This window comes from Clostridium sp. UBA1652 (assembly GCF_002320975.1).
GTDB classification, from domain to species: Bacteria; Bacillota; Clostridia; order Clostridiales; family Clostridiaceae; genus Clostridium_T; species Clostridium_T intestinale.
This window is the reverse complement of record NZ_DCLI01000087.1, coordinates 35,935-49,155: the sequence shown is the minus strand read 5'-3', so window position 1 is coordinate 49,155 and position 13,221 is coordinate 35,935. Positions and strand designations below refer to the sequence as shown.

Below are 13,221 nucleotides of genomic sequence, written 5' to 3'. Positions count from 1 at the left end.
TGATAAAAGATAACATCACGTAATATCAATAAGTTATTTATAAGCACGGAGTTGTGTTATGTTATTTTTCATATACAACAAGGTGCTTTTTTTGTTTGTAAATAGCTAAAGCTATTTATATATAAATTAAAGGGGGCTATAAAATGAAAAATAGAAAAATTATTACTACTACAATTTTAGTACTAGCTATGCTTTTTTCAGTAATAGGGTGCAGTAAAAAAGATGATTCAGCATCTAAAGAGCAGGCAAATGAACCAGAAGTAACAATTACAGTATCCGCAGCAGCAAGTTTAAAGGATGCTATGACAGAATTACAGACATTATATAAAAAAGAAAAATCTAATGTAACTATTACATATAATTTTGGTTCATCAGGTTCATTACAACAACAGATTGAACAAGGAGCACCAGTAGATATATTTATGTCAGCTGCTCAAAAACAAATGACTTCACTAACAGAAAAAGACTTAATACTCAAAGACAGTAAAAAAGATTTATTAGAAAATAAGGTTGTACTTATAACGGCTAAGGATAATACTAATATTAAGGATTTTAGTGATTTAACTAGTGACGGTGTTAAAAAGGTTGCATTAGGAGAAACAAAAAGTGTTCCAGTAGGACAGTATTCAGAAGAAGCTTTAAAAAAGCTTGGAATATTTGATAAAATCCAAGGTAAAACGGTTTATGCTAAAGATGTAAAAGAAGTTCTTGCATGGGTAGAAACAGGGAATGCAGATGTTGGAATGGTATATGCTACAGATGCTAAAGTATCTGATAAAGTTAGAGTAGTTAAGGAAGCGGAAGAGGGAAGTTATACTAAGGCTATTTATCCAGTAGCAGTTTTGAAAGACAGTAAAAATGTTGATGCAGCAAAAGCTTTTGTGGATTTTATATCTAGCGATTCAGGAAAAGCTATATTCGAAAAATATGGATTTAGTGCTTTGAAGTAATTAATGATTTAAGGTGGTGTAATAGTGACTATGGATTTAACACCTATATGGATTTCTTTAAAAACAGCATTTGTTTCTACTATAATAACATTTTTTATAGGAATTTTAATTGCGCAGCTTATGAATAAATATCAAGGTAGGCTTAAAGGTTTATTTGATTCAATACTAACATTGCCATTAGTATTACCACCTACAGTAGTTGGATTTTTTCTATTACTTATATTCGGGAAAAACGGACCATTTAAAACAATACTTGAAAAATTAGATACTCAGATTATTTTCTCATGGTCTGCAACTGTTTTAGCAGCTGTAGTTGTAACTTTTCCGCTTATGTATAGAACAGCAAGAGGAGCTTTTGAACAAATAGATTCAAATGTTTCTAATGCAGCAAGAACTCTTGGTGCATCTGAATGGACTATATTTTGGAAAGTCACAGTTCCACTTGCTTGGCCAGGAATAGCAGCAGGTACTATACTTTCCTTCACTAGAGCTTTAGGAGAATTTGGAGCAACATTAATGATTGCTGGTAATATACCAGGGAAAACTCAAACTATACCTGTTGCTATATTTTTTGCAGCAGAAGGTGGAGAAATGAATAAGGCTTTGATGTGGGTATTACTTATAGTAGGAATATCTTTTACGGTAATAATTTTAATGAATTATTGGTCTGAGTATCAAAGTAAATACCTGTCTAAGAAAAGAGGGAAAAATTATGGCGTTATTAGTTGACATAGAAAAGATCCTTCAAGGGTTTACTTTAAAAGTTAAGTTAAATATAGGTAATGAAACACTTGGCTTATTGGGGCAATCAGGATGCGGGAAAAGCATGACCTTAAAATGCATAGCTGGAATTGAAACTCCTACAAAAGGAAAAATAATATTAAATGGAAAAACATTATTTGATTCAGAAAAAGGAATTAATGTACCTATAAAGAATAGGAAAGTGGGTTATTTATTTCAAAACTATGCATTGTTTCCAAATATGACAGTTTTGCAAAACATTCAATTTGGATTAAAAGATTTATCGCAAAAAGAGAGAGAAAAAATAGCTCAAGATAAAATCAATATGTTCCAGCTTAATGGATTAGAAAATAGATATCCATCACAATTATCAGGAGGACAGCAACAGAGAGTAGCTATTGCTAGGGCTTTAGCTGTTGATCCAGAGATTTTGTTATTAGATGAACCATTTTCAGCTTTAGATAATTTTCTAAAAAGTCAGGTTGAAAAAGAATTAATGGATGTGATTAATTCTTATGGAAGAACAGTAATATTTGTGTCTCATAACATGGACGAGGTATATAGGATATGTGATAACATTAAGATTATCTCTAATGGTAGAGAAGAAGCAAGTGGAACTAAAAAAGAAATATTTGAAAGGCCTCCAACAGTAATTTCAGCTAGGTTAACTGGGTGTAAAAATTTCTCTAAGGTAAAAATAATATCAGATAATGAACTAGAAGCATTAGATTGGGGATGTAGAATATACACTAAAGAAAAGATAAAGGAAGACATATCCTACGTAGGGATAAGGGCTCATCATATAAAGATAGCAGAAAATAATTCTGAAAACAATATATACAGAAGTAGAATTGTAGAATTTAGTGAAACACCCTTTAGTACTACAGTATATTTAGAAATTATAAGGTATGGAAGAAAAAATAAATTTTTACATTGGGAGATATCAAAGGATTTGTGGGAAAAACTTCAGGGAAATACAGAAGAACTTAATATAATAATACCAGATGATAAGGTTATTCTTATGAGAGAAACCTAAAGTAATAAGGATGTTTAACCAATATAAGTTAAACATCCTTATTTTATGTTAGAGAAAATTTTTTGTTATAATCGAAGTCATCAGAATCTTGTTTAGTAGTACCTTCTTTAAACTTATCTAATCCTATTCTAAGAATAAAATCACTAGCCTTTTCACCAAAATTAGCACTAAGTTGATAATAAGTAATAGCTTTTTCAAAAAGACTATATGCTTCGTCTTGAGGTAAATCTATTCCTATAATATCAGCAACCCTTGGATGAAATCCAGAAGAACCACCAACAGTTACTCTAAAGCCTGTAACATCTGCTATTATTCCAAAATCTTTAGAATATACACCACCACAAGCATTTCTACAGCCTGCAATTCCTATTTTTGTTCTGTTTGGCATAGCTGCTCCATGATATTTTTTAGATATTTTCATACCTATACCCATGATATTAGATTTAGACCTTTTGCAAAAAGCAGAAGGACATATCTCAACATTTTTAACGGAATAAATATTTTTTACAGCAGGCTCCATACCGAGTTCAGCCCATATATAAGGAAGATCTTCTTCCTTAAGATTAGTAATTAAAATTCTTTGACCAGAAGTTAATTTTAAAACTCCCTTGTATTTTTTAGCTACCTCTCCAATTTTAATTAGTTTATCAGGAGTTATAAAACCTCCTGGAATATGTGGAGTTATACCAAAGGTTCTTACACCATTTCTAACTTTTTGTAAATTGCCGTAATAAGCCATAAAAATCCCCCATAAAAAGTTCTTTATGTATATATTTTAATTTAAAATATAGGTTTTGTAAGTATCTTAGGTTACAGAACTTCAATATTGTCTTTATATTCTATATTAGTAACTTCACCAGTTTCACTTATTTTTAGACCTTTGCCATGTTTCGTATCATTGACCCAAGTACCCAAGTACTTATCTCCTTCAACATATGACAAAATCCCATATCCGTGACAAGTATCATTTAACCATTCACCAGTATAACTATCACCATTTTCCCAGTTATATATTCCTTGACCAGACTTAACATCATCTTTCCAACTGCCTATATAGCTTTCTCCATCAGGCCAAGTATATATTCCATATCCATCTTTTAGATCTTTCTTCCAAGAACCTATGTATTTTTCTCCGTCTGCCCAAGTTAAAGTTCCTTCACCATCCATTAAATCGTCTTTCCAGAACCCTTCATATTTACTACCGTTAGAAAATATAAATGTTCCAAAGCCATGTTTTTTGCCATCTTTTCGTTCACCTTTATAAACGCCAGAAGTAACGTGATGACTATTATTGTTTGAAGTAGGTACAAAATTAATTTTTGCTGCATTTAAGTTTTTTATATTAATAGATTTCATGATATCAATCTCCTTGTAATCATTTGTTTTATAATCTATAGTATAGCATATTATTTGTAAATATATAAATGATTATATATTTCAATATTTTATCAGTTATGGTATTATATTTTAGTGAAACAAATTACAAATAAATGGGGGATATATTATGATGAGTTGTTATATTTACTTAACACCAGCAGCATACAATTTGGAAAAACCTGATGTAGAATTAGAAGCTTTTTCAGTTAGAAGAGATGGAGATTATCTTATGATTGAAGATAAGGATGGTTATAGTCATATAGTGAATTTGATAGATGTATTTGCAGTAACATATAAATAGAGGAGTCCTATGATTAATATTAACATGTATGAGGTCTATGAAAATTGGAGAAGTGGATTAGGTAAGTTTAAGTGGAGTTTAATTTCTACTCCATTTGCGTCTTCAAAACATATAGTTAAGGATTTAATTTTGGATGATGATTTAAAAAAGAAAACCATTGATGATATATTAGATGATTTTTCTAAAGATTTAATAGTAAATCAGAAAGAAGATGAGATTATTATTTTTGATTTTGATGGAGAAAGGTCTTTAGATTTAGCTTTTAATTTAAATAAGGAATATATGATTAATCCAATACTAATATTTGCTCATATATTTCATTCGAATGGAGTTGTTGGAAGCAAGGATATGCTTAATAAACTGATTAAATATTCTTATGGATTAAAAAATGAAAGTAGTAAGTATGGAATATTTTTAGACTATGATAGATTTAGTGATAGAGAATATAATCAAAGAGAATATTTTAACAATCAGTACAGGCTCACAGAAGAGGAGATGCCGTACATTGAGGATTTTATCAAGGCTGGAATAGATAAAGTCATAGTGATTTCTAAAGCGCCAATAAAAATAGATATTAAGGAATATATAGATTATATTAAAAGTAGTGAACTTAAACTTGAAGTACACTTAATAGAGTAATTTATATAATGAGGAGAATTAATGGAGAAAAAGTGGAAGAAAAAAGCTATATCACTTACATTGATAACTACAGTAACAGTAGGAGCACCTAGTATTTTTCTTGGGTGTAATGATCCTAAGATTCAAGAGACAATAGGAGAAGATACAGAAGACACTGCATATCACGGAACTGGAGACACACCTTTCATTTTTCCTAAAAACTCAGAAATAGATGAACAAAATAATAATAGCAGTGGGGGTTCTTCTACCCATGGTATAGGGTATAGAAGCACAGGATGGCTTACATGGAAAAATGCATCAACAAATAATGATGATACTAAATATAATTCAACAGATAAGAATTCAAAATCTAAAGGATATTCATCATTTATTAGAGAAAGCTCATCTTCTTAAAAGCCTAGGAAGGATATTATTATGTATAAAGATTATTGGGACAAACTTCTTTTTCACTATAAACTCATTCATTCTAAGAGCTTTAAAAATGTATACTCAGATATTCCTTATTTTATGAAGCCTAAAATCTATGAAGAGTTTATAGAAACTGCTAAACATATAAACAATATAGCACTAAGGGTTCAAAATGGAATCAATTCTGAGTTTAGTGATTTTAAAAAATATATTCCAAAGTTTAACTACATGGAGGAAATAATATCTCTTACAAGAGAACCTATACCTGTTTTTTGGAGTAGATTTGATGGTTTTATAAGAGCGGAAAATAAGGATAAGAGTATATTTTATAGTGAATTAAATTATGATAAGCCATGTGCTGAGAGAGAATGTATGGTAGCAGAAGAAACGTTAGAACATAATAACGTAAATAACGGCTTCTATAACAAGATAATAGGAAATTTCTATGATATTAAAGATAAATATTATGAATCTAAAAATATAAATGTAGCATTTTTAGTAGATCCAGCACATTATGAGGAGGCACATTTAGCACTATTATTTCAAGAACAGCTATATAGAGATGATATTAAAATTATTATAACTGGAGCTGAAAATATATATGTGGATAATGATGAGGCTTTTTGTTTTGATAATAAAATAGAAATAATATTAAGGCTTTATCCAACTGAATATTTATATGAGATAAAAGATATAAACAAGTTGCTAACTTTATTTAATGATAATAAGATTTTAATATTAAATGATCCTAGAGTAATAATTTCTCAGTGCAAAAATCTTTACTCATACCTTTGGAAGTTAGTTGATAATAAGGATAGTAGATTAAATGAAAAAGAGAGAGAAGTAATAATTAAAACTCTCCCATATACAGAAGAATTAACAAATTTTAATATAGAAAAAGCAATAAAGAGAAAAAATGATTTTGTTATAAAACCTATATACGGAAGATATAGCGAGGATGTTTTTATAGGTTCCTTACATAGTGAAATAGAGTGGGAACAGTCAATTGAATATATTAAAAATGAAATGTATATTAAACCTTTTATACTTCAAGAATTTTGTAAACAAAAAAGAGAATTGAGTTATTATTATGATGGGAATTTTAGAAGATCAACTAAAGGTTATGGGAATTATGGAGTTTTTTTATCTAATGATAAAGTTATAGGTATGTGTGTTAGATGGAATCCAGATTACTTAACTGTAGACGACTATACTTGGTTTACACCTATAGGAGTAAAAGAGGAAGTTTTTAAAGAGAAAGATACTGATTTATATATAGAAGATATAGAGACAAAGATGGTTATAGACGGGGAGTTTACAGGAATATACTCTCATGATAAACCTTATATAAGAACATCACTTGCAATTTTAGAAGAAGAAAAGTTTAATGAACTGAAATATGCTTCAGAAAAACTTTTGAAGATATTTAAGAAAACTAGAAATCATTTATTAGAAAATATAAATTTATATGAGGATATTTTAAGTATTAATGGGCTTGGTGAATTAATGAAAAAAGAATTATCCAGTGAACTTTCTTTTATAGGAAGGATGGACTGGATATTAGACATACATGATAATTGGAAAGTTCTAGAGATTAACGGAGAGACGCCAGCGGGAATATGTGAAGCTGTATATGTGGAAGAAATTATCCTAAAAGAATGCGAAATAGATGAGGGCTTTGAAAGAATTAATAAAGACTTAAAGAGGAAGATAATAAGTCAAGGAAAGAGGCTTGTAGAAAGCTACGATGTAGATAATCCTACCATTGCCTTTGTAGCTTTAACTTATTATGAAGATTGGGTAAATACAAATGCTCTTTATAGGATTTTTAAAGAAACATCTGATTATAGTTGTATTTATGGAAATATAGAAGACTTAGTAATTGAGGGAGAGAAGGTTTATCTTTATGGAACTGAGGTTGATATAATTTTCAGGTATTATCCACTTGACTGGTTTATTAAAGAAGATAATGCTAACTTAAAAAATCTCATAAGCTTAGTTAACGACAAAGTGTTTTTCTTAAATCCTATTAACACTATAATTATGCAATCAAAAAGCTTTTTCTCAATAATATATGCACTTATAGAAAGAGATTTTTACACAATAGAGGAACTCGGATTTATAAAAAAATATATACCTTTTACTACTTTCGATTTTAATGAATTAAAGTCAAATGAGTTTTTGATTAAGCCCATTTTAGGAAGAGAAGGCAAAAAGATTACGCTTAGTCATGATTTGGAGAAAATTCCTGATGAGGATATAATTTTTCAGGAGAGAGTTTTTCAAAAAGGGAATGAAGATGGAGAATTTGTAGTTATAGGTACATATTTTACTGGAGATGAATTTGCAGGAGTTTACACAAGAATAGGAGGAGAAGTCACCTCAAAAGATTGTACTTTTATTACTTTAATGAAAGGGATTAAAGATTAGGTATGAGAAGAAAACTGAAAAAATTAAGAAGATTAAAAAAACTTAGAAATCATAAAAAGTATAAGTATGACAAGAAACCTATAATAGGAACTAGGTCACCAAGTATTAGTAAAATAGTAGGTGCTGGTTTTGTAGCAATAGGTTTACTAGTAATTATAACTATTGTTATAGTAATTGTTACAAGTGAACAAACAATATCTGTTTTTAGTGGAAAAGCGTATCTAAAATCTTTAGGAGTAGATTCAAGCTCAAAATATGAAGATAATATACTAGAGACTTATAGTCTTGAGGTTTTTGAAGGTGTAGTCTTAGGGAGAAGTGAATTAAATGGAGAGAAGCGATTTATATTTTGTGTAAACAAAAATGGGGTAGTATCTTATGATACTGAAATAACTGAAGTTCAGGGAGAAATAGTACTATCTAGTGAATATTTAAATAATGGAAAAGTTACAGTTTATAATAGACTTTATGAAAATAATGAAGGCAAAAAGGTTAAGACTTATTATTATAAAATCTATTGTGATATTACTCAAGTTAAGGATATGAACATTTGATTTATAGGGTTAGTAATGAGAATAAATTACTAACCTATTTTAATGAATTTGGGCTGGGGGAAATAATGAATTATACATATATACTAGAATGTTCAGATGGAAGTTATTATACTGGATGGACAAATGATTTAAACAAAAGAATAGAAAAACATAACGGTGGAACAGGAGCTAAATACACTAAAGGCAGGAGACCTGTTAAACTAAAATATTATGAGGAGTTTGAAAGTAAACAAGAAGCTATGAAGAGGGAATATGAAATAAAAAAGTTACTGCGCAAAGATAAAGACAAACTTATACAGGATTATAATGGAAGAGAAAATATTTCGAAAAAAGTATAAGTATTTTTAGTTTATATTCGATAAATAAATAAGAATAATTATTATTTATTATACGTAGAATTTTACGGGAGGATAAAAATGAAAAAAATAGGGACAAAAATAGTGTTACTTACAATGTTAATAGCAATAAGTACAGGTATAATAACAGGATTAACATCAGTATTACAAATAGATTCCATAAAGCAAGGATTTCTAAACAGTAAAAAAGAACAGATGTTAAATACATATAATCAAACAATAAAAGAACAAGTTGAAACAGTTATAACAATGTTAGATGGAGTAGATAATAAATATAAAAAAGGGGAAATAACTTTAGAAGAGGCTAAATCAGAAGGTGCAGCTCTACTAAGAACCATAAGATATGGTAAAGAGGGTTATTTTTGGGCAGATAATGTTGATGGAACTAATGTAGCTATGTTAGGTCAATCTGTAGAAGGAACAAATAGATATGAGTCTAAAGATGCAAATGGCACGTATTTCATTAAAGAAATAATTAAAAATGGACAAAATGCTGATGGTGGATATACAGAATACTATTTTCCTAAAGCTGGGGAATCAGAAGCATCTGCAAAAAGAGCATATAGTAAATATTATGAGCCTTTTGGATGGGTTGTAGGAACAGGGAATTATATAGATACAATAGATAATACTATATTAGAAGAATCAAATATAATTTCTGAAATGATATCAAAGCAAGTTGTTACACTCATAACAATAATAGGAGCAATCATTATTGCGGCAATAGCAATAGGTTGGATTGTAGGAAAGAGAATTTCAAAACCAATATTAAAGGTTACTGAATTAGTTAATAAAACATCTAAGCTTGATTTAGCTTATGATGAGAGTTTTGAAGTTATTAAGAATTATAAAGATGAAACGGGTATTATGGCAGAAGCGGTTATAAACCTAAGAAAAGAAATTAGAGAAATAATAGAAAATTTAAAGGAACATGCAGAAAGTTTGTCTACTAACTCAATAGTTTCTTTAGAGGGAGCTGAAAATACCTCAAATGGTATACAAGCTATTTCAGCAACTATGGAAGAGTTAGCAAAAGGATCAGTTGAACAAGCGAAAAATTATCAGGATATAGTAGATATATTTAACAACTTTACTGATAAGATATCACATGTAGTTAGTGGGGCTGAAGAACTTAAAAACATATCGAAGAATACTAAGGAAGCTAATACTAAAGGAAGAGATAGTTTAGATATATTAGTTAATAAATTTGAAGAGAATAAATTAGCTTTAGAAGATATAGGACAAAATATATATGCGCTTTGGAATCAATCAACATCCATAGGTAGCATAGTTAATAAAATAGGTGAAATCGCAGAACAAACTAATCTTTTAGCTTTAAATGCAGCTATTGAAGCAGCGAGAGCTGGGGAGCAAGGAAGAGGTTTTGCTGTAGTTGCAGATGAAGTTAGGAAGCTCTCAGAAGAAGTAAACAATGAAACTAAAGAAATAGCAGCTGTTATTAAAGAAATTCAGCTTGAGGTAAACAATTCTCAAAAGAGTATGGATAAAGGTAGAGAATTATTAGTGGCAGTAAACTCTGCAGTTAATGATACTACTGAGGTATTTAACTTAATTGAAAATAGTACAGATAACTCATTGGAGAAAATTAATAACCTGTATACGAATATAAATTCAGTGGATAAAGATAAAAATGGAGTAATGGATTCTATTCAATCAGTATCAGCAATAACAGAGGAATCCGCAGCTGGATTGGAAGAAGTGTCGGCTTCTATGCAAGAACAAAATGCTACAACAGAAATTGCAGTAGTATTAGCGGAACAGTTAAAGGCGATTTCTTCAGATTTGGATGAGATAATAAATAAATTTAATATTTAAAAAAGAGGGTATTATGAGGTGGATATTGAAATCATTTCTCATAATACCCTCTTTACATTTGTCTCATTATATGATAATTTAAATATATAGACCTCCCCCTGGGGGTGGGTGTGTGAATAGGAGGGAATTATGAAAGAAAAAGTTTTTAAAATAGAGGGAATGACCTGTGCTGCTTGTTCAAATGCAGTAGAAAGAACTTCAAAAAAACTTCAAGGAGTTTCAAGTGCATCTGTTAATTTAGCAACAGAGAAATTAACAATTTCCTATGATGAAGGAGTTTTATCAGAGGATAACATTATTAAGTCTGTAGAAAAAGCAGGATTTAAAGCTATAGACTTAGAGTCAGAAGTTAAAGTTGAACTTATAAATAAAACTTTGGATATACAAGGAATGACTTGTAGTGCTTGTGCTAAAGCTGTAGAAAGAGCTGTTAATAAACTAGATGGAGTAAATAGTGGAAATGTTAATTATGCTACAGAAAAGCTTACTATAGAGTATGATATTTCAAAGGTTAGAACTGCTGAAATAGTAGCAGCTATAGAAAAAGCAGGATATAAAGCAATAGAAAAGGAACAAAAAATAGAAGAAAAAGAAGATACTAAGTTAAAAGAATCTAAAGCATTGTGGAAAAGGTTCATAGTTTCTACTGTATTTACAATACCTCTATTGGTTATAGCTATGGGACATATGATGGGACTTATGCTTCCAAGTATTATAGAGCCTATGCATAATCCCATGAATTTTGCTATTATTCAATTAATATTGGTTATTCCTGTAGTAGTAGCAGGACAAAAGTTCTTTAAGGTAGGATTCAAATCCTTATATTCAGGACATCCTAATATGGATTCATTGATTGCTATAGGTAGTTTAGCAGCAGTGTTATATGGATTATTTGCGATATACCAAATATCTCAAGGAAACCATGATTATACTATGGATTTATATTTTGAATCTGCAGCTACTATCTTAACCTTAATTACTTTAGGAAAATATTTAGAAAGTATAACTAAAGGAAGAACTTCAGAGGCTATAAAAAAGCTTATGGGTCTAGCACCTAAGACTGCAACCATAATTAAAAATGGAAAAGAATTAGTGATTCCTATAGATGAAGTTATAGTAGGAGATGTAATATTAGTTAAACCAGGCGAAAAACTTCCTGTAGATGGAGAAGTAGTAGAAGGGTTAACCTCTATAGATGAATCTATGCTTACTGGAGAGAGTATTCCGGTTGAAAAGACTATTGGCTCAAAGGTTATAGGAGCATCAATAAATAAAAATGGTTCTATAAAATATAAAGCAACAAAGGTTGGAAAAGATACAGCATTAGCGCAAATTATAAAGCTAGTTGAGGATGCTCAAGGGACTAAGGCTCCAATAGCAAAACTTGCAGATATAATATCAGGATACTTTGTACCAGTAGTTATAACTTTAGCTATATTATCAGCGGGAGTATGGTATTTTGTAGGAAAAGGACCTATATTCTCTTTAAGTATATTTATATCAGTTTTAGTAATTGCTTGCCCTTGTGCATTAGGGCTTGCAACACCTACAGCAATTATGGTAGGTACAGGTAAAGGTGCAGAGAATGGTGTATTAATTAAAGGTGGAGAAGCACTAGAAACCACTCATAAAATTCAAACTATAGTATTCGATAAAACAGGTACTATAACAGAAGGAAAACCTAAGGTTACAGATATAATAACTAATGGATATGATGAAAATGAATTATTAATATATGCCGCAAGTGCAGAAAAAGGATCAGAACATCCTCTTGGAGAAGCTATAGTAAAGGGTGCTGAGGAGAGAAACTTAGAATTTAAAAAAGTAGATAACTTTAATGCTATTTCAGGAAAAGGTATTGAAGGAATCATAGATGGTAAGAGATTTGTATTAGGTAATTTAAAATTAATGAATGAAGAAAGTATACACCTTAGTAGTTTTAGTGAAGCTTCAGACAAATTAGCTAAAGAAGGAAAAACTCCTATGTATGTAGCAGAAGAAGGTAGGCTTATAGGTATTATTGCTGTTGCAGATACTTTAAAGGAGAGCTCAAAAAAGGCAGTAGAAACACTTCATAAAATGGGAATAAAAGTTGCTATGTTAACTGGAGATAATAAGAACACAGCTGAAGCTATAGCTAGACAAGTAGGAATAGATACAGTAATAGCTGAAGTTTTACCAGAAAATAAAGCGCAGGAAGTTGAAAGACTACAAAATCAAGGCTTAAAAGTTGCCATGGTTGGAGATGGTATAAATGATGCACCAGCCTTAGCTAAAGCTGATATAGGAATTGCAATAGGTTCGGGAACTGATGTGGCTATAGAATCAGCAGATATAGTTTTAATGAGAAGTGATCTTATGGATGTACCTACTGCTATTCAACTAAGTAAGAAAACAATAAAAAATATAAAGGAAAACTTGTTCTGGGCATTTGCCTATAATACTTTAGGAATTCCAGTTGCTATGGGAATATGGTATGCTTTAGGTGGAAGACTATTAAATCCAATGATAGCAGCATTAGCTATGAGTTTTAGTTCAGTATCAGTGTTATTAAATGCTTTAAGACTTAAGGGATTTAAACCTGTTAAATAGA

At 30.1% G+C, this 13,221-nt stretch carries 13 protein-coding genes; 11 read left to right on the top strand and 2 right to left on the bottom strand.

The window, feature by feature from the left end; translation table 11 throughout:
• The first annotated feature begins 143 nt into the window (after window positions 1–143).
• From modA to B3N22_RS18935, 3 genes are read left to right on the top strand one after another with little or no spacing between them, the layout of a single operon-like run.
• Complete coding sequence (modA, locus tag B3N22_RS18945) at window positions 144–950, top strand: molybdate ABC transporter substrate-binding protein (RefSeq protein WP_286909569.1); 807 nt, start codon at window positions 144–146, stop codon at window positions 948–950.
• 24 nt (window positions 951–974) lie between these two features.
• On the top strand, window positions 975–1,679 hold the full coding sequence (modB, locus tag B3N22_RS18940) for a molybdate ABC transporter permease subunit (RefSeq protein ID WP_286909568.1): 705 nt from the start codon (window positions 975–977) through the stop codon (window positions 1,677–1,679).
• Window positions 1,663–2,727, top strand: coding sequence for a sulfate/molybdate ABC transporter ATP-binding protein (locus B3N22_RS18935; protein ID WP_286909566.1), 1,065 nt, complete (start codon window positions 1,663–1,665; stop codon window positions 2,725–2,727). Before modB ends, B3N22_RS18935 begins: the two co-directional genes overlap by 17 nt.
• A 43-nt stretch (window positions 2,728–2,770) precedes the next feature.
• Here B3N22_RS18935 and B3N22_RS18930 read toward each other — a convergent pair whose 3' ends face one another.
• Both B3N22_RS18930 and B3N22_RS18925 read right to left on the bottom strand, forming a co-directional pair.
• A complete protein-coding gene (locus tag B3N22_RS18930; protein ID WP_286909564.1) occupies window positions 2,771–3,466 on the bottom strand; it encodes a nitrite/sulfite reductase domain-containing protein in 696 nt (231 codons plus the stop codon).
• A 71-nt stretch (window positions 3,467–3,537) separates the two neighbouring features.
• The gene (locus B3N22_RS18925) at window positions 3,538–4,083 is read right to left on the bottom strand and encodes an MORN repeat-containing protein (protein ID WP_286909562.1); all 546 of its coding nucleotides are present in this window, start codon (window positions 4,081–4,083) and stop codon (window positions 3,538–3,540) included.
• Window positions 4,084–4,231: 148 nt separating this feature from the next.
• Between B3N22_RS18925 and B3N22_RS18920 the strand changes: the two genes are divergently transcribed.
• The 8 genes from B3N22_RS18920 (at window position 4,232) to B3N22_RS18885 (ending at window position 13,220) form a co-directional block, all read left to right on the top strand.
• A complete protein-coding gene (locus B3N22_RS18920) occupies window positions 4,232–4,405 on the top strand; it encodes a hypothetical protein (RefSeq protein ID WP_156337811.1) in 174 nt (57 codons plus the stop codon).
• Window positions 4,406–4,414: 9 nt separating this feature from the next.
• Complete coding sequence (locus tag B3N22_RS18915; protein WP_286909559.1) at window positions 4,415–5,044, top strand: hypothetical protein; 630 nt, start codon at window positions 4,415–4,417, stop codon at window positions 5,042–5,044.
• Window positions 5,045–5,065: 21 nt separating this feature from the next.
• Window positions 5,066–5,437 (top strand): hypothetical protein, encoded by a 372-nt coding sequence (locus tag B3N22_RS18910; protein ID WP_286909557.1) that lies wholly within the window; start codon window positions 5,066–5,068, stop codon window positions 5,435–5,437.
• Window positions 5,438–5,458: 21 nt separating this feature from the next.
• On the top strand, window positions 5,459–7,882 hold the full coding sequence (locus tag B3N22_RS18905) for a glutathionylspermidine synthase family protein (protein WP_286909555.1): 2,424 nt from the start codon (window positions 5,459–5,461) through the stop codon (window positions 7,880–7,882).
• Between the two features lie 2 nt (window positions 7,883–7,884).
• Window positions 7,885–8,436 (top strand): hypothetical protein, encoded by a 552-nt coding sequence (locus B3N22_RS18900; RefSeq protein ID WP_286909553.1) that lies wholly within the window; start codon window positions 7,885–7,887, stop codon window positions 8,434–8,436.
• Between the two features lie 65 nt (window positions 8,437–8,501).
• Window positions 8,502–8,774 (top strand): GIY-YIG nuclease family protein, encoded by a 273-nt coding sequence (locus B3N22_RS18895; RefSeq protein WP_021800668.1) that lies wholly within the window; start codon window positions 8,502–8,504, stop codon window positions 8,772–8,774.
• 78 nt (window positions 8,775–8,852) lie between these two features.
• Window positions 8,853–10,628, top strand: a complete 1,776-nt coding sequence (locus B3N22_RS18890; RefSeq protein WP_286909549.1) for a methyl-accepting chemotaxis protein — start codon at window positions 8,853–8,855, stop codon at window positions 10,626–10,628.
• A gap of 129 nt (window positions 10,629–10,757) precedes the next feature.
• Complete coding sequence (locus tag B3N22_RS18885) at window positions 10,758–13,220, top strand: heavy metal translocating P-type ATPase (RefSeq protein ID WP_286909547.1); 2,463 nt, start codon at window positions 10,758–10,760, stop codon at window positions 13,218–13,220.
• The last annotated feature ends 1 nt before the right edge of the window (window position 13,221 follow it).

Excerpts from the sequence above, each read along its gene's own strand:
- B3N22_RS18925 (WP_286909562.1), bottom strand. The coding sequence starts at position 4,083 with ATGAAATCTATTAATATAAAAAACTTAAATGCAGCAAAAATTAATTTT.
- B3N22_RS18935 (WP_286909566.1), top strand. The coding sequence starts at position 1,663 with ATGGCGTTATTAGTTGACATAGAAAAGATCCTTCAAGGGTTTACTTTA.
- B3N22_RS18900 (WP_286909553.1), top strand. The coding sequence starts at position 7,885 with ATGAGAAGAAAACTGAAAAAATTAAGAAGATTAAAAAAACTTAGAAAT.
- modA (WP_286909569.1), top strand. The coding sequence starts at position 144 with ATGAAAAATAGAAAAATTATTACTACTACAATTTTAGTACTAGCTATG.
- B3N22_RS18905 (WP_286909555.1), top strand. The coding sequence starts at position 5,459 with ATGTATAAAGATTATTGGGACAAACTTCTTTTTCACTATAAACTCATT.
- B3N22_RS18895 (WP_021800668.1), top strand. The coding sequence starts at position 8,502 with ATGAATTATACATATATACTAGAATGTTCAGATGGAAGTTATTATACT.
- B3N22_RS18885 (WP_286909547.1), top strand. The coding sequence starts at position 10,758 with ATGAAAGAAAAAGTTTTTAAAATAGAGGGAATGACCTGTGCTGCTTGT.
- B3N22_RS18890 (WP_286909549.1), top strand. The coding sequence starts at position 8,853 with ATGAAAAAAATAGGGACAAAAATAGTGTTACTTACAATGTTAATAGCA.
- B3N22_RS18930 (WP_286909564.1), bottom strand. The coding sequence starts at position 3,466 with ATGGCTTATTACGGCAATTTACAAAAAGTTAGAAATGGTGTAAGAACC.
- B3N22_RS18910 (WP_286909557.1), top strand. The coding sequence starts at position 5,066 with ATGGAGAAAAAGTGGAAGAAAAAAGCTATATCACTTACATTGATAACT.
- B3N22_RS18920 (WP_156337811.1), top strand. The coding sequence starts at position 4,232 with ATGATGAGTTGTTATATTTACTTAACACCAGCAGCATACAATTTGGAA.
- B3N22_RS18915 (WP_286909559.1), top strand. The coding sequence starts at position 4,415 with ATGATTAATATTAACATGTATGAGGTCTATGAAAATTGGAGAAGTGGA.